Origin of the sequence: Rathayibacter sp. VKM Ac-2803 (assembly GCF_009807175.1) — a bacterium.
Lineage (GTDB): Bacteria > Actinomycetota > Actinomycetes > Actinomycetales > Microbacteriaceae > Rathayibacter.
On the sequence record NZ_WUCD01000003.1, the window covers coordinates 40,215 to 63,177 of the forward strand.

The following is a 22,963-nucleotide window of genomic DNA, read 5'->3' on the forward strand; positions in this document are numbered from 1 at the left end:
TCGGTTAGCGGCTCGCTGTAGTCCTCGAGCGCCATATGAAGGGGAGAGCACAGTCGCTCTGGTAATACGGGACCGGTTCCGGTCACCGAGCCACGAGCGTCCCGCGGCGCCATACCCTCCGGATCAGCTGGACACCAGGCCGATAGGCGAGGTGCGAAGGATCCGGTGCGTCGAGCTCGACGAGATCTGCTCGTGCGCCGACGCGAAGCGTCCCGACATCATCGCGCCGAAGCGCCGTCGCGCCACCGAAGGTCGCTGCCCACACAGCTTCGGCCGAGGTCATCCCCATCTCGCGGACGGCGAGAGCGACGCAGAAGGGTAGCGACGAGGTGAAGGAGGAGCCCGGGTTGCAGTCGCTGGCGAGGGCGACGTGGACTCCTGCGTCGATCAGTCGTCGGGCGTCCGGGTACGGCTGTCGAGTGGAAAACTCGACACCGGGCAGCAGGGTAGCGACGGTCTGAGAGCGGCTGAGCGCGGCGATGTCGTCGTCGGTGAGGTAGGTGCAGTGGTCGACGCTCGCGGCATCAAGCTCGACGGCGAGTCGAACGCCCTCGCCCGGGCCGAGCTGGCTCGCGTGCACGCGCACGCCCAGACCGCGATCGCGCCCAGCGAGAAGGATCTGGCGCGATTCGTTGGGGGTGAAGGCTCCGGTCTCGCAGAAGACGTCGATCCAGCGGGCATGAGGCGCAGGCGTCGAGCATATCGCCGATGACGAGGTCGATGTACTCTTCACGTCGCTCGGCGTATTCGGTCGGAACGACGTGCGCGCCGAGGTAGGTCACCTCGTCGGTGAGCTGCGCGGCCAAACGCACGAGGCGTTCCTCGGTCGCGAGGTCGAGGCCGTATCCGCTCTTGATCTCGAGGGTGGTGGTGCCGTGCGCATGCGCCTGGCTCAGCAGGTGCTGCGCATTCGCGAGGAGTTCGTCGTCGGAGGCGGCCCGGGTCGCGGTGACCGTCGAGCGGATCCCACCGGCGGAGTAGCGGCTTCCTGCCATGCGTGCCTCGAACTCGGCCGAGCGGTCGCCCGCGAAGAGGACGTGGCTGTGCGAGTCGACGAAGCCGGGGATGACCGAGCGTCCGCCGACGCGAGTCACGGTGTTGGCGGCGGGGGCGTCGGACGCCGCTCCGATCCAGGCAATGAGTCCGTCCTCGACGACGACTGCGGCATCGGTCCACGTGCCCAGGTCGCCGATGACCGGGCGGGAGCCGTCTCGGGGCGTGTTGATGACGAGGGTGCCGATATCGGTGAGGAGGTGGGAGGAGGTCATCGAAGGGGCCTTCCGCTGATCTGGGCTTTGGGTTCGTCGGTGCGTTCGCGCGCCTCGTCGAGCGCATCGAGCGCGGCGGCGAGCAGCCCCGTAGTGCCGGTGGTGTCGACGAGGCGTCCGCCGACGATGGTGGTGCGGATGTCGGCGGCAGTCGCCACCAGCGGCAGCGCCTCGGCAGGAGCTCGGAGGGTCCGCATCGATTCCTCGTCGAGCTCGACGAGGTCGCAGACAGCTCCGACGGAGATACCGCCGCGCCATCCGAGTGCGCGGTAGCCGTCGACGGTGCCCGCTCGCCAGAGCTCGGCGGGTGAGAACACTCCGCGGCGGTGGCGGGCGAGGCGTTCCCCTGCTTCGAGTCCTCGGAGCTCGAGCAGCGGGTCGATGACGGCGTTCTGGTCGGAGCCGATGGTGACGGAGGCGCCAAGCGCGGCGAGTGCACGAGCCGGCCCGATGCCGTCGCCGAGGTCGGCTTCGGTGCTCGGACACATCACGACCGCTACTCCGGCCCCGCCGAGGAGGTCGTGGTCGGAGTCGGACAGGTGTGTCGCGTGCACGACGGAGAGCCGGCGCGAGAGAGCACCTGCTCGGGCGAGCAGCTCGGTGGGCGTGAGTCCAGTGGCGGCGAGGCACTCCTCGTTCTCACGGGGCTGCTCCGACAAATGGATGTGCAGCGGGACATCAGCAGGCAGGCCGGCGACCAGCGCGGAGATCTCCCGCTCGGGTACGGCGGGCACCGAGTGGATGGCGGCCCCCAGGAGCACATCGCGGTGGCCAGCCAGATCGGAGCGGAGGCGATGCCAGCGGTCGAGCCACGCGGCGGCGCTTCCGTCCCCGAATCGCAGCTGCTCGGGTTCGAGTCCTCTGCCGAGACCGCCTCCGAGGTACAGGGTGTCGAGGAGGGTGAGCCGGATGCCCGCGTCCTGCGCGGCGTCGGCGACGGTGCGCTCCATCGCATGCTCGGGTTCGCGGTACGGCGCGCCACCCGGTCGGTGGTGGACGTAGTGGAACTCGCCGACTGCGGTGTAGCCGGCGGAGAGCATCTCTCCGAAGACCGCGCGGGCGAGGGAGCGGTAAAGGCGGGGATCGAGCGTCCCGGCGACGGCGCACATCTCCTCCCGCCACCGCCAGAAGTCCCCTCCCTCGGCATGCGTGCGGCCGCGGAGGGCCCGGTGGAAGAGATGCGAGTGGGCGTTCGCGAACCCCGGGCCGACGGTGCCGAGCCGGTGGCCAACCTTGTCCGGAATCAATCAGTCCAGGCGGACGGGTCAGGATGTCGGATCGAACAGAAGCTGGCGAGAGCACGCGTCGAGGACTGCACTGCGCTCGTCGCCCTCCGTGAGGCATGACTCCTCGAAGGCAAGGCGCTGGGACTTGGGTCCTTCGGGCACAAGACTTAGCATCTGCTCTGCCGAGCCGGAGCACGTTTCCAGAACCAAGAGCTGTCCCCGGACGGTGATGCAAGTCCCCTCCGTGCGTGATCGCACGAGGATCTCCTCGTCGGAGACGGGGATCGTCTGCCACTGCTGGTTGGCGCCGCCGTTGCAGTCATAGATGATCGCCGTCGCATCCCCCTCCAGTCCGGGTGCATCGAGGCAGCGGTCGTCGGTGGCGGTATGAAACTCTCGGAACGGCGTTCCTGGGGCAACGCCGTCGATGGTCCCCTCGGACACTGAGATCGACAATGCAGTCGACCACTCGAGGGAGAGCGAGCGTTCGGTGGGGAAGGTGAGGGGTAGCCACACGTAGTCGGAATCGTTCACTGGCGCGTCTCTGGCTCCCGCCCATCGGTCACCGAGGTAGAGGAAGCTCGTGCGCGAGGACCCGGCGACGGGGAGGACGAATGCCGCCTGCGAGCCGAAGGCCTCGGCGTCTCCAACGGGTAGAAGTTCGCTCCAAGGTCCGGCCGGATCAGGTGCCGTGGCGTACATCGCTTGGTTGGGGTCCCAGCCAGTGGCTCCCGACGTCATGAGGAAGTATGTGTCGTTCCGCTGGAAGAGCGCGGGGGCCTCCCGGTAGGCACCCGGCCACAGTGTTGTGAGCAGAGCTACCGGTTCGGTGAAGTCGTCGGAAAGTCGGTAGATGTTGAGATCAGCGTTGCTTGAAGTGGCGGAGGCGAGGTAGGCCGAGCCGTCCTCTGCTTGGAAGACGGTCTGGTCCCGGCTCTCGTAACCCAGGGGCCGGAAGCTGCGCTTATAGACGTAGTCTCCGTCGATCATCGGCGACACTGCGACGGCTGTTCTTGCCTGGTTGTAGTCCACTCCGTTCTCCCAGTGCATCCAGAGCACGAAGGAATCGGTCGGCTCGTTAAAGAGCAGCTTGGGTCGCTCGATGGTGGCGCCCACGAGGTCCGGCGCGGAGGCCTGGGTGAGGATGTCGTGCTGGAAAGTCCAGTTCGCCAGGTCGGGCGAGCTGTAGAGCGACACGGACTCGAAGCGATTTGACTCGTTCCGGTTTTCTCCTACCCAGTAGAAGACACCGTCGTGCTCCAGCATGCCGCCGCCGTGGGCATGGATGGGAGCCCCGGCGGTGTCGACGAACAGGGTGCCGTTCGGTGGCGTCCGTGCTGATGTGGTCGCCTCGGCGGGGGAGAACGTAGCGGAGGCGGACGGCGGTTGTGGGTCCGGGCGCTGTGAGCGTGGACCGAAGCCCATGCTGAGTGCGAAGATGGCCGCGGCGAGGCCGAGCGCGATGAGTGCGATAACGCGTGGTCGAGTGAAAATTCTCACGGGATTTCCTGGCGGCGTCCCGGCTCGGGTTCACGCACAGACATGCGTGGGTATAAAGCCGGAGGAAGACGCGCGCGTCGAGGGAAGTTTAGACCATATCGGCTCCTCATGAGCGCTGCAGGTCGCTCAGCTCAACGTCCTCCAGACTTCTCCGAGTTGATTGGAAGTGTCACCTGACCGGACTGTTCGCGGGCCCGACTGTCGTTATCGAGCTGGCCTGCGCAGCACCAGCCGGCTCGACCAGCAGTCGAGGGCGTATCGGCGGATCCGGCCGCCGGGTCGAACGCGGGCGTAGCGCTCCGCCGGTTCTCGTCTGTTAGAAGCCGATCTCACCTCTGCTCCTTCACCCGAGGGAGCAGCCCGGCACCGACGGGGCGGCGGTGTGAGTTCGTCGGCTCGCAGCAGGGCGCGCGGTGTCTCACGACGAGCAGGATAAACTTAGGAAATCTCGGATTAGCGATCAGGAATTGAGGGCGTGCAGCCGATGGACGATTCGACGGCGTCGGCCCGGCGTCGGCTTCATCGCCGGCCGTCTCTCACTGATGTAGCCGCTCTAGCCGGTGTTGCTCCGATCACGGTGTCTCGTGTCGCCAATGAGCACGAGAACGTTGACCCCCTGACTCGGGAGCGTGTTCTCGAGGCCATGCGGGAAATCGGCTATCAGCCGAACCGGATGGCTCGCGCGTTGCGTTCAGGGCGTTACCGCAACGTCGGAGTCATCGTCTTCGGTTTGGGAACGATCGGCAACGTTCGAACGCTGGAGGCGATCGCGGCGGCGTGTGCCGCCGCGGACTATTCGCTCACTCTCGTTGCGATCGAAACGGCGGACCAGGAGCACGTGTCCGCTGCGTTCACCCGGATGCGGCGGGAGGACGTTGATGGCGTCGTCATTGTTCTCGATCAGAACTTGATGGATCATGCGATCGCCCAGCTTCCGACCGGACTACCGGTCGTTGTCGTCGATTCGAACGAACGGCCGGACTACCCGGTGATCGATACCGATCAGCGCCAGGGGGCGCGGTTGGCAACACAGCACTTACTCGATCTGGGCCATCGGACCGTGTGGCATGTTACGGGCCCGTCTAGTTCCTTCGCTGCCGTCCATCGCGAGGACGCCTGGCGGGAAGCGTTGGTCGCCGCCGGCCGCCCAGTACCTGAACCGATTCGTGGGGACTGGACGCCGCGCTCCGGTTACGCGGCGGGCGTGCTACTTCGCGAGAACCTCCAAGCGACCGCTGTTTTTGCCGCAAATGACCAGATGGCTCTCGGGATCATCGGGGCTTTTCATGAGGTTGGGATCAAGGTGCCGGCCGAGGTAAGCGTCGTCGGTTTCGATGACGTGGACGAGGCGGTCTCGCTGTGGCCGCCTCTCACGACGATTCACCAGCGGTTCGACCTCGTGGGCAGTACCGCTTTCGATACGTTGCTGGCGAAGATTGATGACCACGAGTTCCGCTCGAAGACCGTCCGTATCCAGACGTCGCTCGTGGTGCGTTCGAGCACGGCGGCGCCCGCTCGAAAGGTGTGACCGGCGCCTCCAATTGGCACGCCGGTCACACCGTGCGGTCAGGTCAGCGACCAGCTCTGGTGGCGGGCGCCCGAGCAGGTGTACACCTTCACGGCGTTACCGTTCGCTGTACCCGCGTTCCAGACGTCGAGACAGAGGCCGGACTGCTCGGCGACGATCGCTCCGCCGGTGGTCACCCGCCAGCGTTGGTTCGCTCCGCCGTTACAGGTGTAGGTCTGCACTGTCGTACCGGGCGCGACGCTGTATCCGGCAACATCCAGGCACAGACCCGATTCGACTCCGACGATTGTCCCGTCGGCCCCAAGCCGCCACCGTTGATTGCTCGCGCCCGAGCAGTCGTAGATCGTCACCGGAGTACTCGGCGTCACGCTGTGCCCGGGCACGTCGAGACATTTGCCGGAGGCGGCACTCACGATCGACTTCGACGCGGCGGTCTGGGACATGCGCCAACCGATGTGGATGCGATCAAGGGCGGACTGATTCGTGACGGCCAGCCCGATCGTGGACCCGTTCCCGTTCTGGGTAGCTCCAGAAAGGGTAAACATGCGCCACTGATCGTTGTCCCGCACGCCCACCCAATGGATGGAGCCGATCCTCTGAGCCGCGAACTCGTCGGTGAGCGCCCGGATGTACTGCACGTTGTTCTCCGTGCTCGCCGCGTTCTTGAAGTCGTAACCGGTCGCGAGGTAGGTTCCGAATTCGGTCATGACAGCGCGGTTCGCGAACTCACCGACGACTTCGCGGATCTGGGAGCGCCACTGATCGTAGGTGCGGGCGGGCTGCCACTCGGCGTAGGTGTGGAACGCCAGCTTCGTGCCCGAGAAGCGGGTGTCACGACCAGCGTCGGTCGTGTTGTAGCTCATACCGGAGCCAGGGACGAGAACCCGGGAACGATCGATCTGCGGGTAGCGGTTTATCCACGTGGCGGCCTGATCGAGCCACTCGGACGTCGAGTAGCCGAAAGGCTCGTTAAAGATCTCGAAGTGAACACTGCTGTTCGAGTTGTAGCGGGCCACGATCGCGTCCCACATCCCCTCCCAGCCCTGGTCCATGCGCCCGTCCCGGGCGTAGGTGCCCAGGCACTCCTGGTCCCATTCGGCCAGGACGACCTTCATTCCCCGTGCAGTGATGGCGTCGATGGCTGCTTGGTAGGAGTTCCACCAGGACCCGCCGACGGTTGTGACGTTCACGGGGAGGCGGACGGTGTTCGCCCCCCGTGCCGCCAGCTGATCGGCCACAGCGGTCGCTTTCGAATGCACGGCTGCGTAGCTGTCCGAGTCCCAGAGACCTGAGGGGACGACATTGCCGCAGACGTAGTTGTCTCGGGCATCGGCCCAGTTCCATCCGCGGATGTCCGACGCCGCGATGCTGGATGCGGGTCCCGGTGTTGCGGCAGCCGCCGACGCGGGAGCGCTGGCAGTCAGGGCGAGGACCCCAGCCATCGCCATGCCGGTGAGTAGGAGAGCAGCGGCGCGAAGACGCTGCAGTGATCGGATTCGAGGGGGCATTCGTTGGCACCTCTTCAGTCGATGGTAACGACACCATTGCCGTTGTCCCCATCTTGGGTTGCCCTCACGCGCCTGTCAAACGGGGTTCTGTGCCTCTTGCGGGTCACATGGGCCGACGCGACGATGCCCGCCGCACCCTGAGAAGGGGTGCGACGGGCATCGTCGGTTGCGGTGCGTGGGGAACCTACTTGCGGTAGATGCCCGAGGCGCTCCTGTTGCCTGCCTCATCGGTGGCTCGGTACTCGACCTTGAGGATTTTGCCATCACTGATCGGCACTGCCCTCTTGTACTCGAGCCACGGTCCGTTGACGGTGCGTCCGGAGTACTTCAGGACGTAGCGGTACCGAATGACATCCACTCCGGAAGTTTCGTCGTTCGCGGTGAGGACGAGTCGGTAGCCCGAGCGCTTCTCCGCAGCGACTGTCGGGGCGGTCCGGTCGATCTTGCCTGTCCAGGTGGCGGTCTCGGAAGAGTTGCCTGCCTGGTCCACTGCGCGGGCGGCGACCGTGTGCTCGCCGTCGGCTTCGATGGCGATCGGTCCCGTCACGGGAGCGAAGGCGCCGCCGTCGATGCTTGCTTCGAGCGAAGCAACAGGTCCCTCGGCATCCTCTGCGGTGACGGTGAGCTGGACCGGGTCGCGGTACCAGCCGTTCGAGCCGGTGGGGGTGGCGGGGTCGGCGGTGATCGTCACGGTCGGTGCGGTCGTGTCGGCCGCTCCAATCGAGACGAACCCGGTCGAGGGGGTGTCGGCCACTGAACTGCCGGCGAAGAGCGCGACATTGCCGGCGGGGGTGACCCAGTCCTGCGCTGTTGCGTCCCAGTACTGCAGGGCGCGGCGGTCGAGTGTGATCTCGACAGTTTTCGACTCGCCCGCTGCGAGCTCAACCTGAGCGAAGCCGGCGAGCGAGCGCTCGGCGGTCGGAACGTCGGTCGGAAGAGCGCCGGTGTAGAGCTGGACGGTCTCGGTGCCGGCAGTCTCTCCGGTGTTCTTGACCGTGACGCTGGCCGTGGTCGCTACGGCATCGGTCCCCGCCACGTCCACCGAAGAGGCGGTGACGGTCGCTCCATACTCGAAGCTCGGGTACGACAGGCCGAAACCAAACGGGAACTGCGGTTCGACGTCGTTGGCCAGGTAGCCGCGGTAGCCGATCAGAATGCCCTCATCGTGCGTGTCGACAGGATTCTCGATGTTGATCTGCGCGAACGGGGTAGTCGTGCCAATCTCGGCGGGCTGCTCCTCAGTGCTGGGCCAGGTTAAGGGCAGCTTGCCCGTGGGGCTGGCGTCGCCGAAGAGGAGCTTGGCGACTGCCTTGCCCTGGGCCTCGCCGGGGTACCAGGACTCGAGGACCGCGTCGACGTCGTTGATCCAAGGGGTCAGAACGGGGCCGCCGGTCGCCATCACGACAATTGTCCGGTCGTTCACAGCTGCCACGGCTTCGATCAGACGGTCCTGAGCCTGCGGCAGGGTCAGCGTGCCACGATCGGCGCCCTCACCTGCGTAGTCGCGGACCACGACGACGGCGACGTCAGCAGCCTTCGCGGCGACGGCGGCTTCGACGATGCCGGGGTTAGCAAGTGTCGACGGAGGAGTCCAACCGAAGCGGATCATCGCCAGTGCCGCCTCGTTGAACTGCCCCGCCTGGTTGGGGGCGTCGGCTCGGTAGTCGATGCGGATGTCGTAAGACTCTCCAGCGACGAGCGGGAGCGTCACGGACTGGGTAGCGAAGGTGTCGGCATCAGCGACTACAACAGCCTGGCCGTCGACGGAGAGCGTCGCCGATCCAAGAAGGTCAAGGCCGAGCTCATAGTCGCCGGTCTGGGTCGGCGTCAGGACGGTGTCCCAACGCATCGACGCGGCCGGGTTGAGCACTGCGGGGATGGGGATGGGCGTGACCTGGGACCGGTTGTTTGGTCCCGCAGACAGGCCAGCACGCTGCTCGACCTGAGGCTCCACCTGAGTGGCGAACGGGTCGCCGGCGAAAACGGGATTAGCGAAGTACTGCGCGAGCACACCATCAGCGCTGCCGTCCGGGGTGCTGAGAACGGAGGAGGGAACGGGCTCGAGGCCGGGGAGGGTTCCGGCGAGGCCCACCGGATCCGTGCCGTCAACGTGAGTAACGGTTACTCCGTCGCCGGCTGCCTCAGTGATCCCGTCGACGATTGTCGTCAGGCGCGCAGGAGAAGCGGCGAACCCGTTGTTGCCGGAGATGTTGAAGTCGGCGTCGGCGCCGATCACGGCGATGGAGTCGAGCGAGTCGGAATCCAGCGGCAGAGCTCCCTCTTCATTGCGGAGAAGAACCGAACCCTTGATCGCTACCTCTTCGGCGATCGTCTCGTTCTCGTCGAGAAGCGCGGACGGAAGTGCATCGGTCGCTGGGGCCGGGTCCACAAACGCTCCAGGCACGGGATTGTCGACGAGTCCGTGCTTGAAGAATGCGACCAGCACGTTGTACACCGCGCGGTCGATCGCCGCGGCCGGTACCGTTCCGTCCTGGACAGCTGCGGCCAGCTCGGCCGAGTCCCACGTGTTGAAGGGGCTGCACCAGTCGGCGCCTGCCTCGTAGGCGGTGATCGCCACGCAGGCGTTGTAGTCGGACGTCACGAAGCCCTCGAAGCCCAACCGGTTACGAAGGGTGTCGGTGAGCAGCTGCTCGTTGTTGCAAGCAGCGACGCCGTTGGTCTTCGAGAATGCGCACATGACCGAGCCCGGGTCGGACACGTCGATCATCTTCTCCCAGTTGCGGTTGTACACCTCCTGCAGAGTCCGATCATCGACCTGCTCGTCGACGCTGACACGACGAGCCTCCTGGTCGTACATGCCGTAGTGCTTGACGACGGCGAGGACGCCCTCGTCGCTCTGGATGCCGTTGACCTGCCCCGCCGCGATGAGGCCACTGAGAAGCGGGTCCTCGCCAAAGCCCTCGTTAGTGCGTCCCTGCCACGGAGAACGCATGATCTCCATAGTTGGCGCTCCGACAGAGTTGCCGCCGAGCAGGAACGCCTCGTCGCCCTGGGCCTCGCCGTAACGGTAGGCCAGGTCCGTGTCGAAGCTGGATGCCAATGACAGCCCTGCGGGGAACACTGTTGTCTCTTGGACACCGGCCTTATCGCCGATGCTGCAGCAACCGTCGACGTATCGGATCGCCGGGAGGCCCAGCTCGGGGATGGGGTGCGGATCGCCGTAGGGCTCGATGAGAGCGATCTTCTGCTCGAGCGTCATCTCGTCCAGGACGAGCTGCGCCCTCGTCTCCGGAGCGAGTGACGAGTCGAGCCAGGGCTGGTCAGCTGTGGCGGCGGTGGCGCTCGTCGCTGCGGGGACAGCAATGAGGAGAGCACTGAGTGCGGCCGTCCAAGTGAGTGCGCCACGCACTCGAGGACGACCTGGACGGGGATTCACGAGGTCATTTCTCCTTCAGAGTCGTCCAGGCTCTGCCGAGTGTCAGGGGTCAGTCGCCAAGATCGCAGAGGTGCGATCGAGAGAAAACCTGGAGTCGATTCACAGTAGCTTCAAAGATGACAACGCCACCATGAGTAACGCCACCTTTTTTTGGCCCCCGTTCAGGGGTCCTCCAGTCACATCACACCACCCGTTTCACTGATAAAGGTGGCGACGACCTTTCGAACTACGCCACCGTCGCCTGCCCCTGAACGAGCCGCTCTCTGCGCTGGCCATCCAGCCCCGCTCACGCTCGTACCTCTTTTGACTTGACAGCGTAGTCAGGCATACGTACAGTCCAGATCACAAGACTGACTGCGTAGTCACGCATCAAGGGAGATTGCATGAGAACGACGGACCTGCGCGAGCACAGCAGGGGACTCGGGGCCCCGTCATGACGGCGGTCGTGAACCCAGGACGGCGCCCAGGCATCTCGGCAGTCCAGCGGCGGAACCGGTGGCGTGGGTGGAACTTCCTGCTCCCGTTCATGCTGGTGTTCGTCGTGATCTTCGTCGCCCCGATCCTCTACTCCATCTACATCAGCCTTTTCCGGACGCAGCTACTCGGGGGAACCCAGTTCGTCGGTGTCGACAACTACGTACGGGCGTTCAACGACCCGCAGTTCTGGTCGGGCGTGACGCGGGTCGCCCTCTTCCTCGTCATCCAGGTCCCGATCATGCTTGTCATCGCGATGTTCGTCGCTCTCGCGATCGATTCGGCGCGGCTGTACGGCAAGGACTTCTTCCGGATCGCCGTCTTCATGCCCTACGCGGTTCCCGCCGTCGTCGCTGCGCTCATGTGGGGCTTCATGTACGGGCCGAGATTCGGTCTCGTCGGCTACATCAACGACTTCTTCGGATGGGCGATCCCCAACCCGCTCGGCCCGGACTTCATCCTGGCGGCCATCGGCAACATTGTCACCTGGTCGTTCGTCGGGTACAACATGCTGATTTTCTACTCGTCGCTGCGCACGATCCCGGAGTCGCTGTACGAGGCCGCCGAGCTCGACGGCGCCAATCAGTGGCACGTCATCCGGGCCATCAAGCTCCCTGCGATACGCGGCTCCATCGCCATCGCCACGATCTTCTCGATCATCGGCAGCTTCCAGCTCTTCAACGAGCCGAGCATCCTCCGAGAGCTGGCGCCGAACTCGATCTCGACGTTCTTCACCCCGAACCTCTACGCGTACAACCTGTCCTTCAGCGGGCAGCAGTACAACTACGCCGCTGCGGTCGCCATCATCATGGGCGTCATCACGATGGTCATCGCCTACGTCGTCCAGTTGCGCAGCACCGGAAAGGACGTCGCATGACCGCGTCGACCGTCAGCCCCTCCATCGCCGCTTCGCCCGACGCCTCTCGCCGCGGAAAATCCGGTCCTCCGCGCTTGCGCTCCCGCCGCCGCAGGAGTGTGGACAAGCCCAGGCGGAGTCTCCTCCTCACGGCGATCACGGCGATCGTACTGGTCTACACGCTCCTGCCACTGGTGTGGCTGGTCATCTCGGCGTCGAAGACCCAAGACGATCTGCTCTCGACCTTCGGCTTCGCTTTCGGGAGCTCGTTCGCTCTATTCGACAACATCGGCAACACGCTCGCCTACAACGACGGGATCTTCGTCCGCTGGCTCCTGAACACGGTGCTGTACGTAGTGGTCGGCGCGGGCGGAGCGACCCTCCTCGCGGTGCTCGGGGGCTACGCCCTGGCGAAGTTCTCGTTCCCCGGGAAGAAGGCCGTCTTCGCCGTGGTGATCGGCGCCGTCGCCGTCCCCGGCACCGCCTTGGCTGTGCCGACGTTCTTGATGTTCTCGTCCTTCGGGATCACGAACACGCCGTGGTCGGTCATCCTGCCCTCGCTCATCTCACCGTTCGGCCTCTACCTGATGTGGACGTTCGCGAGTCAGGCCGTGCCGGCGGAGCTCCTCGAGGCGGCCAGGGTCGACGGGGCGTCCGAGTTCCGCACCTTTTGGCAGGTGTCTCTTCCCCTCCTCGCGCCGGGAACGGTGACGGTGCTGCTGTTCACCACGGTGGCGACCTGGAACAACTACTTCCTGCCCCTGATCATGCTCCGGGATCCCGCGTGGTACCCCCTCACCGTCGGGTTAAACGCGTGGAACGCGCAGGCGTCGACGGTCGGCGGGCAGGCGGTCTTCGACCTCGTCGTGACGGGCTCCCTGCTCACGATCATCCCCTTGATCGCCGCTTTCCTCCTCCTCCAGCGCTACTGGCAGTCCGGCCTCGCGGCCGGCTCCGTCAAGGAGTGAAACCCCTGTCCATCCCTTCCCACACCACTCCATTCCTTCGAAAGAGAGAAGTCATGTCCCGCACGATCACTCGACGACGCGTGTTCGCCGGCCTCGCCGCCGTCACCGTCATCGCATCGCTCACCGCCTGCAGCCCCGGCGCTTCCGGCCCCACAGAGGAGGTCGATGCGTCCGACGTCGCCGCCGCCCTCGACAAGGGAGGCGACCTTCTCGTTTGGGGCTGGGACGCCACCCTCCCTCCGATGATCGATGCCTTCGAGAAGGCCTACCCGAACGTCAACGTCGAGCTCGCCAACGTCGGCACCGGCACCGACGCCTACACGGCGCTGCAGAACGCGATCCAGGCCGGATCCGGAATCCCCGATGTCATGCACATGGAGTACTCCGCCGTTCCTCAGTTCGCTCTGACCGGCGATCTCGCCGACCTGTCGGCCTTCGGTGCGAGCGATCTCGAGGACTCCTTCACCACTGGCACCTGGGGTTCCGTTGCCATCAACGACGGCATCTTCGGGCTCCCGCTCGACTCCGGGCCGATGGCGATGTTCTACAACCAGGCCACGTTCGACCAGTACGGCATCGCCGTGCCGACCACCTGGGAGGAGTACGTCGAAGCGGCCAGGACGCTGCACGCCGCCGACCCGTCGAAGTACCTCGTCGGCGACGCGGGCGACGCCGGCTTCACTCAGAGCATGATCTGGCAGGCCGGAGGCCGCCCGTTCCAGGCCTCGGGCAGCGACATCACGGTCGACCTCGAGGACGAAGGCGCGAAGAAATTCACCGACATGTGGCAGCCGGTCCTCGACGAGGGCCTCGCCGCTCCGATCACCACCTGGTCCGAGGAGTGGTACAAGGGTCTTAGCGATGGCACCATCAACTCGCTCCTGATCGGCGCGTGGATGCCCGTCAACCTCGAAAGTGGTGTTCCCGACGCGGCCGGCGACTGGCGCGCGGCTCCTATGCCCCAGTACGAGGCCGGAGAGGCGACGAACTCCGAGAACGGCGGAAGCGCTCTCTCTGTGACGGAAGCCAGTGAGCAGAAGGCGCTCGCCTACGGCTTCACCGAGTTCTCCAACGCCGGCGACGGCGTCGGCGTGCGACTCGAGGCCGGAACCTTCCCCGCGACGGTCGCCGATATCGAGTCCGACGAGTTCACGAACAAGGAGTTCCCGTACTTCGGCGGCCAGAAGGTCAACGAAGTACTCGCCGAGGCCGCAACCACGGTCTCCTCGGGATGGCAGTACCTGCCGTTCCAGGCGTACGCCGTGTCGATCTTCAACGACAACCTCGGCTCCTCCTACACCGGAGACCAGCCGCTGTCGGAAGGTCTGGCCACCTGGCAGGAAGCCATCGTGAGCTACGGCAACGACCAGGGCTTCGCCGTCAACGGCGGCTAGTCACCCCTCTCGAGCTCGGTGGCCGGACGGGTGCAGCTCGTCCGGCCACCGATGCTCATGAGGAACGCCAGACTGTTCGCGTGCCTGATCCGCTGACCTCGAGGAGACTGCCATGACCCAGCCCGCCAGGCGGACAGGAGTTGTCCGGCCTCCTGCGATGGTCGATGTCGCACGGCTCTCCGGAGTTTCCCAGAAGACCGTCTCGCGGGTGGTCAACGGGGAGCCCCACGTCTCTCCCGGCATTCAGGAGCGCGTTCAGGCCGCCATCGAGACCCTCAACTTCAGACCGAACTCGGCTGCCCGCGCGCTCGCCTCCGCTCGCAGCCGCACGATCGGCTTCGTCTCCACCGGCAGTGCGCTGTTCGGCCCCACCGCCATCTCCGCCGGAGTGGAGCGGGCTGCTCGCGAGGCCGGTTACTCGATTGCGGTAGCACATACCCCGGACGGCACGCCGGCCAGTGTCCGTGCGGCGTTCGGTGACCTTATCGGTCGCGGGGTCGAAGCGATCATCGTCTCCGAGCCCGCGGACGACCTGCACCCGTCGGAGCTGCTCTCGACCGGGGTCCCCGTCCTCTCGCTCGACAACGAGTCGGCCGACTTCACTGACTGGATCACCGTCGGCGCTGACGACCGGATGGCGGCGCGGACGGGCACGCAGCACCTGATCGATCTCGGACACCGGTCAATCCTGCACATCGCAGGACCGCCGGGATGGGCAACGAGCCAAAACCGGCTTCTCGGCTACCGGGACGCCGTCTCCGCCGCGGGGATACCCACCTGTGTCGAGCTTCGCGGTGACTGGAGCGTTGACTCCGGATTCGCGGCAGGACACGAGATCGCGAGCAGGCACGACGTCACCGCAGTCCTCGCCGCCAACGACGAGATGGCGATTGGAGCCATCCGAGCACTACAGCTGGCCGGGCTCTCGGTCCCGAAGGAAGTAAGTGTCGTCGGGATCGATGACATTCCCGTCGCCGCCTACCTCGCTGTACCCCTCACCACCATCCGTCAGGACTTCGAGGTCATCGCCCGTTCAGGCATGGCTCGCCTGATAGATGCGATCGAGGGCCGGGCCCTGACATCACGGCAGCACGCCGTCCCGACCGAACTCGTCATCCGCGACACCACCGCCCCGCCCCCAGCGCGCGCACCCCACCTCTGACCCCCCGGCTCCGCGCCTTTCGGCCCCGTGTCTCCCCCTGGTTCGACCTTGCCTAGAAAGAACATCCTCATGCCTGCACTCCTCGCTGATCGCGTCCTCTTTGGAGCTGCCTACTACCTCGAGTACCAGCGCAGCCCTGACCTCGAAGGTGACCTCGACACCATGATCGACGCCGGCTTCACGGTCGTCCGCGTCGGCGAATCGGTCTGGTCGACCTGGGAGCCCGAAGACGGAGTCTTCGACCTCAACTGGATGCAGGCCGTCCTTGACGCAGCGTACGTCCGCGGGATCTCGGTGATCCTGGGTACCCCTACCTACGCGGTCCCGATGTGGCTCGCGCGGAAGCACCCCGAGATCGCCGGCGAACGCGAGACAGGACGTCCGATCTCGTGGGGAGCGAGGCAGGAAGCGGACTTTACGCACCCCGCCTACCGGTTCCACGCGGAGCGCGTGGTGCGGGCGATCATGGCACGATACGCGGACCATCCCTCGGTGATCGGCTTCCAGGTCGACAACGAGCCCGGGAACGAGATCCTTCATAATCACGGAGTGTTCCAGCGTTTCACCGACGAGCTCCGACACCGGTACGTCACAGTCAACCGACTCAACGAAGAGTGGGGGCTCGCCTACTGGTCTCACCGCCTGTCGAACTGGGCCGACCTCTGGACGCCCGATAACAACACCCACCCGCAGTACGACCTGGCGTGGCGACGATTCCAGGCCGAGTTGACCACCGAGATGCTGGCGTGGCAGCGCGACGTCGTCCGCGAGTACGCGGCGCCCGAGCAGTTCATCACCACGTGCCTGTCCTACGACCGTCCTGCTCTCCAGGACGACTCGGCCGGCGCCGTGCTCGACGTGACATCCGGCAACCCCTACTACCGCATGCAGCATCACCTCGAGCTGCCGGATCCAGCGGATCTGGACACCGTGCAGACCTGGTACACGACCGGGGCATGGACTCTGTACCGCACCGCGGACCGGATGTGGTCGACGAAGCAAGCACCCTTCCTTGTCACAGAAACCGGCGCGACATCCATCTGGGGATCGAGCCTGAACGAACCGCCCTACCGCGGCCAGCTGCGGCAGGCGGCCTGGGCGTTCGTGTCCCGCGGCGCCGCCGCCATCGAGTACTGGCACTGGCACTCCCTCCCCTACGGCGCCGAGACCTTCTGGGGCGGTGTCCTCCCGCATTCCGGACAGCCGGGCCGCATCTACGCCGAGATCCAGGCACTGGGGGAGGAGTTCGCGAACGCGGGATCCGATGTGCTCGACCTGGTACCGGACGCCGACCTGGGCATCCTCTACTCGACCGATTCGAAGTGGGGAATGGCCTTCCAGCCGCCCTTCGGGCTCACCGAGCCGGACCCGCGATCGTACGAGCGCATCGTCGACGGATGGTACCGGGCGGCCTTCGACGCGCACCTGCAGGTTCGGGTGCAGCAGCCTCGCCACCTGTTCGCCCGAGAGCCGCGAGACGTCGTCGCCGAGCTTCCAGCTCTCGTCGTTCCCGGCTTCTACATCGCTTCGGACGACCAGCTCGACTGGCTCCGTGAGTACGCCCATGCCGGCGGACACCTGCTCCTAGGAATCCGCACCGGCTACGCCGACGAGGAGGCGCGTCCACGCACCGACCGGCAGCCTGCCCGCCTGGCGGACGCCGCCGGAGTCTCGTACGACGAGTTCTCCAACGCCGGCGACACGGTCGTCCTCGGCCGCGCCGGTCTCCCGCTGCCGGAAGGAGCCGTCGCTCGCCTCTGGATCGATGGGCTGAAGCCAGACACCGGCACCGAAGTGCTCTTCGACTACGAGCACCCCCACTTTTCCGAGTGGGCCCCTGCGACGACCCGGGAGCACGGCGACGGGCGGATCACCGTCATCGGAACGCAGCCCGACCCCGCCCTCGGTGCAGCCCTTCTCCGCTGGGCGGTGCCGAGAGCGGCGAACGACAAGTGGATCGCCGGCTGCAGCCACCCGGAATCGGTGCGCGTGACCGGAGGATCGCCCCGCGCCGACAGATCTGCCGGAGGAGTGCGATTCGTGCACAACTACTCCTGGCAGGCGGCCACCCTGGTCCTGCCTGTCGCCTGCGAGGATCTCGCCGCCACTCCCGGCGCCGATGGACGGCGACAGACCCTCCCGGCCGGGCACCTTATCGAGCTGCAGGCCTGGGACGCGCGAGTACTCCGCGAGACGACCACTCACTGAAAACAGGGGGGCATGGCTCATACACCTGGTGAAGCGGCGTAAACTTCTTCACGAGTGGTCTTGTGAGGCCATACAACCGGACCCGCGACGGAAGTCGCATGAGGTCCGGGAGACCGGGGCCCAGCCGCTCACCCCCCTGGAGGACCATCGTGTCCACTCATCCGTCCGTGCTTGTCACGGATATCTCTTTCGCGCCCGAACTGCTTCTCGATCTCGCGCGCCCCGCCAGCACTGAACGTCTGCCACTGCTCGTATGGCTGCACGGCGGAGCCTGGCGGATGCAGGACCGGACAGCGCGACCGGATCTGCACCGCTTTGCTTCGGCCGGTTACGTGTGCGTCAGCATCGACTACCGACTGAGCTCAGCTGCTCCGCACCCGGCGCAGCTGCTCGACGTGCGGGCGGCGCTGCGCTTTCTCCGTGAGCGCGCCGACGAGTACGGCATCGACCCTGCTCGGATCGGTCTGTGGGGATCTTCGGCCGGCGGTCACCTCGCGGCCCTCGCCGGTCTGACCGGCGACATCGACCAGTACGCGGCGGGAGAACCATCGGGTGACACCTCGGTGCAAGCCGTAATCGACGGGTACGGCCCGGCCGATCTGGCAGGGCTCAGCGCGGACGCACCGGCAGACGCACCCGAGTTGCAGCTGCTGGGAGGTCCAGTGGGGGAGCACCTCGAGGCCGCGTTGGATGCGAGCCCGGCCCGTCGAGCCCATCAGGGGGCTCCTCCGATCCTGATCCTGCACGGCGACGCCGACCTGCTGGTCCCTGCCGAGCACAGCGAACGCCTCTACGACGCCCTGGCAGAAGCTGGCTCGGACGCCGCTCTCTATCTGATCGACGGCTTCGGTCACGGCTTCCTCAACCCCGGAGACGTCGCTGAACTCGGTCCCGACCATGTCCTCGACGTCGGACGCCTCGACTCGCAACCCGACGCGAAAACGGTGCGCCGTTCCACACCCGCTCTCGCAGACTTCACGACGGCCCACCCCCATGCATCATTCGACACAGCGATGACGTTCTTCGACCACGTCCTCACCAACAGCGAGGAGGCACTTCGATGACCGAGACCAATGTCGAGCGCAACTCGAGCCTCGCGGTACTGTTCGATGATCTCCCCGGCGAGGCAGTGCCCTACGCGATCGCAGCGGGCGAGGGACGGCGAACCCTCGTCGGCGGGATGCTCGTCACCGAGATCGCACGGCCCATCGACACCGGAGCCGCTTTCGCCGCCGCCTGGGTCAGCGGTCCTCTCGGCGCGCGCGTCCCCGCCGCTCGCGCCGAGGAGGAACTATTCCTCTTCGTCGTCGACGGAGTCGTGGAGCTCGATCTCGACGGTGCCCTTCATCGCCTGACCCCGGGAGATTCAGCGCATATCGCCGCCGGTGACCTCGTCGGATGGACGATGCGCGCACACACAAACCGGATTCTCCACTACTCCTCGGAAGGTCGGCGTCAAGAGCAGCTCGTCCGAATGGGCGCAGCGTTCTCCGGTCATTCGCATCAGTCCGAGGCGCAACTTCTCGACCCGGCCTCGTGGGCGGACCTCGGCGCAGAGTACGGAGTCACACTCGCCGGCACAGGTGAGGATCCTGCCGCATCGGGACGATCGCGGATCGTGCGAGCGGCGGACGGGGAGCGCTGGGCGAGTCACGCACAGCTCAACTCCTACCTCGCTCGCGCACGCGATACCGACGGAAGCTACTTCGCGATGCACACTCGCGGCGCGCGGTCGCCGTGGATTCCGCGGCACCGCCATCACTTGCACACAGAGAACTTTCTCTGCCTGGACGGACGAGCCCGGATCGAAGCGAACGGCACCGATATCCTGCTTACCCGCGGTGACTTCTTGCACGCGCCCGCCGGTACCATCCACTCATTCCGCTTCGAGCGCAGCGACACCCAAATGCTCGGCCTGCTCACGACCGGGATCTTTGAGCCGTTCTTCGAGTTCATGAACGAGCCAACGCGGGAGCGAACACCCGACGAGTCTGGCGAACCGTGGTTCCCGGTAGCGGCATTCGAACAAGCGCGTGCGGAGCTCGACGTTGAAGTAGTTGGGCCCCCACCGGAGAGCTGAGCCGGCCGCGGCGACGTCCCAACGCAGGGGGACGTGCAACCCGATGCTGATCGCAGATAGGCCGGCTCTCGCGCCTCGAGCTCCTCAAGCGACAGGCGCGAGAGCATGGCACTCCACCAGTCATAGGGGGTCTCGTGGCCTCGGTCCAGAGGGCCAGGGTCCGAAGGCGCGGAGAGCGCAGAGCCATCCCGAGCGCGAAGGGCGGCAACACTGGAACTGACATAACGAACATTATCGGAGAAGCGCGTAAGGCGGGGGAGGAGCTGTCGGAGCATCGGAAACGGGACGCAGTGAGCCATCGTCAATTCGCCAACAGGCTGCTGGCCAATTGCGTAGACCAGTGCGCCTGCGCACCCTCCAGCCGCCCCCTCTCTGCAACCGCAGGACTTCAGCGGCAGCAGTCAGTCGACTCGACGCGACTATGCGAGCTCTGACTTCGACTATCCACTCTGCGGCCGGCGAGCCTCGTCGTCCCTACCGTCAGCAGCGATGGCATCGATCAGGTGCTGAGCATCCGGGAGCGCACGCTGTTCCTCGGGTGGCAGGGACTCGTAGGTGTAGGTGGCTACGGCCATAGGAGAGTCGACTCGTCCCAGGGCGTAGCGGACGATTCGGTCGCTCTTGTCGCCGCAGATGAGGATCCCGACCGTCGGCCGGTGCAGCGCGGCGTCGCGAAGTTGGTCGTCGACGAGCGCGATGTAGAACCCGAGCTGCCCGGTGAAGGACGGCTCGAACGCGCCCTTTTTCAGCTCGATCACGACGTAGCGGAGCTGACGGACGTGGAAGAAGAGCAGATCGATGTAGAAGTCCGACCTGTCGACCTCGAAGTGCACCTGTCGACCGACGAAGGCGAAGCCGGCGCCGAGTTCTGCGAGGGTCTGCGTGATCCGGTCCGTAAGTGCCTGCTCGAAGTCCCGCTCAGCGGCACCTTCAGTCAGGTCGAGGAAGTCGAAGACGTACGGGTCTCTCGCGATCTGCTGCGCCAACTCGGAATCCCCGGCGGGGAGCCGGTCGAGGAAATTCGACGGAGCCGCCCCGGTGCGTTCCAGGGTTCGGTTCTTGATCTGGTTCAGCAGCACGTCTCGGGACCACCCGAACTCGACCGCGGATGCCGCGTACCAGTCCCGCCTCTCCTGCTCATCGAGCTTGTCGATGAGGACCCGGATGTGACCCCACGGCAAATGTGCCACGGGCTGTGGCACATTTCGGAGGTCAGCCCACCCGGCCGCGAAGGACCGCATGTACAGCAGGTTCCGGCGCGACAACCCCGTCATCGTCGGGAACTCAGCACGCAGGTCATCGGCGAGACGACCGACCACACCGCTCCCCCATGCGTGCGCGTCCTGCTGACGAAGGATCTCGTGCCCGATGCTCCAGTACAGCTCGATCAGTTGCGTGTTGACCGTTCGCTGCGCCGTGTACTGCGCCGTGCGGACTTGGTCCTTGAGCCGAATCAGCACGACCGCGTAGTCGGCGGGGAGGCTAACGGCGTCAGAAGGCATGAGATCGATTCTCCCGCAAGTCTCGAAGCGTGCTGACGAGCTACCTGCCCTGCTCAGGCCGTTCGCGCGGCTCCACGCGAGCGCGCTCAGAGCTGTCGTAGACGACCTCGCCCTCAGCCCGAGCAGCCATCACCCCTAGGCCGTGAAGTGACATATTCTCCATTATCGGAGGCTCACTGGAAAACGAGCGAAGAATGTCGACGCGCTTTGGCCCCAACGGTGTTCGCTTGAATACCTATGTAGGTATCTAGGTGCCGGCGGGGACGCGCGTCTATGTGTCGGTCGTGTCGGCGTGCATCCTCATGAGCACATTGGAGATGGGCGCAATCCCCACCTGGCAGGGATGCCGGTGGCTGATGGACTGAGGCATCTCCAGCCAATCCCCATTTCGTAGTTCCACACTGATGGCCCTGAACGCAAAGGAGCATTCTCATGGGACAGCAGCAGAATCCGCCGCCGAAGCCGCCGTCGACGCCCGGGCCGAACCAGCCCAACCCGTTGGGTAATCCGCACTGATCGACGTAAACGAGGAAGGGCCCGCGACACCTGATGGTGTCGCGGGCCCTTCCTGTTTCGGCGTCAGCGGCCGGGTTCGGATCGTTCGATCTGGCGGCCCTGCCCACGTCCGCCGCGCGTCGACGGGACTCGTGTGCGCGCGGCGGGGTCCGCTCCACGAGCGGGAGTCGCGAAGGAGGCGTCCATGGTCATTCGCGCGTTGATTTGCTCCTGCGGGACGTCCTGGGCCTGCATCGCGTTCGCGGTGTGCGCCCGGCGCTCGGCGCTGTCATATGCGAGTTCCCCTTCGGAACGGGCCGCGGCTGCACGTCCCTCGTCCGCCGCCGCAGGAACGCCGTCAGGGGCGCTTTGGATGCCGCGATCGTCGCGGTAGAGGGCGACCTGGGATCGAGCGTCCTCGGCCAGGGTGCGCAGCTCCTCGGGGCTCTGCGTGGGCGTACCGCCGACCTCCGCGTCGCGGTCGTACTGGGCGGCCTGCTGCTCGAGCTCGTCGGCGCGCCGCGCGGCGTCGATCGGGATCTCGGTCGGTGTGACCTGGGCGGATGCGTCGTTGGCGCGGTCGAGCCGGTCGGCTTCCGCGATCAGCAGTTGCGCCTCCGTGACCTCCGCTCCCGCTCGAACATGCTCGGGAGCTACCGTGTCCTTCCACTCCTCGACCAGCGCGGCTCGTGCAGCTGCGACGGCCGCGGGGTCCGCGGTGCGGAACTCTCCGTCGTTCCAGTCGATCGACGTCTGCACGCGGTAGCTCTGGAACCCGGCCGGGTCGGTGTCGCGCTTCCATTCCTCGGCCGCGGAGAGTTCGAGGGTGCCGGCGTCGCCTGCAAGCGCCGCGCGGTAGTCGGTGATCAGAGCGCGCTCCGCGTTCACGTCCGGCTCTGCGCGGCCGCGTATGTCCATGGTGAGGCGGTCGTCGTCGTGGCGGTGGTAGTGCTCCGGCGCGGAGTTGGTGGCCCATTCCTTCGCCCGGTCCAGCTCTGACTTCGCCTGACCGGCGGCGTCGCGCAGCACGGCGGTATCGATGCCGTAGCGCTCGAACACTTCGTGCTGCACGAGGACCGACGCGCGCTCCGCGATCGGGTCGTGGTTCTTCCACGCCTGCGCCGTCTCCGCGACCTTCGAGATGTCTTGGATGCTCGCCTTCTCCCACCAGTCGGGCCGGTCCGCAACCTGCAACGTCGCGCGTGCAGCGCCGCGCTCGGCGTCGAAACGGGCCGACAGCTCGCGCGCCTGCGCGGCGGAGCGTGCCTGCGCGTCGCGGGCCAGCTCCTCGCGCAGCCGGGCGAACTTCTCGCCCATCTGCATCGCGATCGTCAACGCGATCCGGACGTTCTGACCGACCTCCTGGCCTACCTCGTCGTCGTCACTCATGACTTCCT

General features: G+C 66.0%; 14 protein-coding genes and 1 pseudogene. 8 read left to right on the forward strand and 7 right to left on the reverse strand.

Annotated features, from left to right (window positions below):
• Nucleotides 1–82 precede the first annotated feature (82 nt).
• The 3 genes and pseudogenes from hutI to GRS96_RS19055 all read right to left on the reverse strand — a co-directional run bounded on the left by hutI (nt 83) and on the right by GRS96_RS19055 (nt 3,994).
• Nucleotides 83–1,268, reverse strand: a pseudogene (gene hutI / locus GRS96_RS19045) (imidazolonepropionase).
• A complete protein-coding gene (locus GRS96_RS19050) occupies nt 1,265–2,515 on the reverse strand; it encodes a formimidoylglutamate deiminase (protein WP_107576010.1) in 1,251 nt (416 codons plus the stop codon). The pseudogene hutI and the gene GRS96_RS19050 overlap by 4 nt, the downstream one beginning before the upstream one ends.
• An 18-nt stretch (nt 2,516–2,533) precedes the next feature.
• Nucleotides 2,534–3,994, reverse strand: a complete 1,461-nt coding sequence (locus GRS96_RS19055) for a family 43 glycosylhydrolase (protein WP_159989429.1) — start codon at nt 3,992–3,994, stop codon at nt 2,534–2,536.
• A 484-nt stretch (nt 3,995–4,478) separates the two neighbouring features.
• Between GRS96_RS19055 and GRS96_RS19060 the strand changes: the two genes are divergently transcribed.
• Nucleotides 4,479–5,522 carry a LacI family DNA-binding transcriptional regulator gene (locus tag GRS96_RS19060; RefSeq protein ID WP_159989499.1) on the forward strand — a complete coding sequence of 348 codons (1,044 nt, stop codon included), beginning with the start codon at nt 4,479–4,481 and terminating at the stop codon, nt 5,520–5,522.
• A 38-nt stretch (nt 5,523–5,560) separates the two neighbouring features.
• Here GRS96_RS19060 and GRS96_RS19065 read toward each other — a convergent pair whose 3' ends face one another.
• The gene (locus tag GRS96_RS19065) at nt 5,561–6,964 is read right to left on the reverse strand and encodes a ricin-type beta-trefoil lectin domain protein (protein ID WP_159989430.1); all 1,404 of its coding nucleotides are present in this window, start codon (nt 6,962–6,964) and stop codon (nt 5,561–5,563) included.
• 250 nt (nt 6,965–7,214) lie between these two features.
• On the reverse strand, nt 7,215–10,250 hold the full coding sequence (locus GRS96_RS19070; protein ID WP_159989431.1) for a glycoside hydrolase family 3 C-terminal domain-containing protein: 3,036 nt from the start codon (nt 10,248–10,250) through the stop codon (nt 7,215–7,217).
• 610 nt (nt 10,251–10,860) lie between these two features.
• Between GRS96_RS19070 and GRS96_RS19075 the strand changes: the two genes are divergently transcribed.
• The 7 genes from GRS96_RS19075 to GRS96_RS19105 all read left to right on the forward strand — a co-directional run bounded on the left by GRS96_RS19075 (nt 10,861) and on the right by GRS96_RS19105 (nt 19,569).
• The gene (locus GRS96_RS19075; protein ID WP_107576014.1) at nt 10,861–11,778 is read left to right on the forward strand and encodes a carbohydrate ABC transporter permease; all 918 of its coding nucleotides are present in this window, start codon (nt 10,861–10,863) and stop codon (nt 11,776–11,778) included.
• Nucleotides 11,775–12,725 (forward strand): carbohydrate ABC transporter permease, encoded by a 951-nt coding sequence (locus GRS96_RS19080; RefSeq protein ID WP_159989432.1) that lies wholly within the window; start codon nt 11,775–11,777, stop codon nt 12,723–12,725. The genes GRS96_RS19075 and GRS96_RS19080 overlap by 4 nt, the downstream gene beginning before the upstream one ends.
• Nucleotides 12,726–12,778: 53 nt before the next feature.
• The gene (locus tag GRS96_RS19085) at nt 12,779–14,119 is read left to right on the forward strand and encodes an ABC transporter substrate-binding protein (protein WP_159989433.1); all 1,341 of its coding nucleotides are present in this window, start codon (nt 12,779–12,781) and stop codon (nt 14,117–14,119) included.
• Nucleotides 14,120–14,231: 112 nt separating this feature from the next.
• Nucleotides 14,232–15,281 (forward strand): LacI family DNA-binding transcriptional regulator, encoded by a 1,050-nt coding sequence (locus GRS96_RS19090; protein WP_159989434.1) that lies wholly within the window; start codon nt 14,232–14,234, stop codon nt 15,279–15,281.
• Between the two features lie 69 nt (nt 15,282–15,350).
• Nucleotides 15,351–17,489: a beta-galactosidase gene (locus tag GRS96_RS19095; RefSeq protein ID WP_159989435.1), complete on the forward strand. Its 2,139-nt coding sequence runs from the start codon at nt 15,351–15,353 to the stop codon at nt 17,487–17,489.
• 149 nt (nt 17,490–17,638) lie between these two features.
• Entirely contained in the window at nt 17,639–18,553 is a 915-nt protein-coding gene (locus GRS96_RS19100) for an alpha/beta hydrolase (protein WP_159989436.1), read from the forward strand.
• Nucleotides 18,550–19,569 (forward strand): cupin domain-containing protein, encoded by a 1,020-nt coding sequence (locus GRS96_RS19105; protein WP_107576020.1) that lies wholly within the window; start codon nt 18,550–18,552, stop codon nt 19,567–19,569. The genes GRS96_RS19100 and GRS96_RS19105 overlap by 4 nt, the downstream gene beginning before the upstream one ends.
• 440 nt (nt 19,570–20,009) lie before the next feature.
• Here the strand turns inward: GRS96_RS19105 and GRS96_RS19110 are convergent, their stop codons facing one another.
• Nucleotides 20,010–21,071 carry a PDDEXK nuclease domain-containing protein gene (locus GRS96_RS19110; protein WP_107576021.1) on the reverse strand — a complete coding sequence of 354 codons (1,062 nt, stop codon included), beginning with the start codon at nt 21,069–21,071 and terminating at the stop codon, nt 20,010–20,012.
• A gap of 579 nt (nt 21,072–21,650) precedes the next feature.
• On the reverse strand, nt 21,651–22,955 hold the full coding sequence (locus GRS96_RS19115; RefSeq protein ID WP_159989437.1) for a hypothetical protein: 1,305 nt from the start codon (nt 22,953–22,955) through the stop codon (nt 21,651–21,653).
• Nucleotides 22,956–22,963 lie beyond the last annotated feature (8 nt).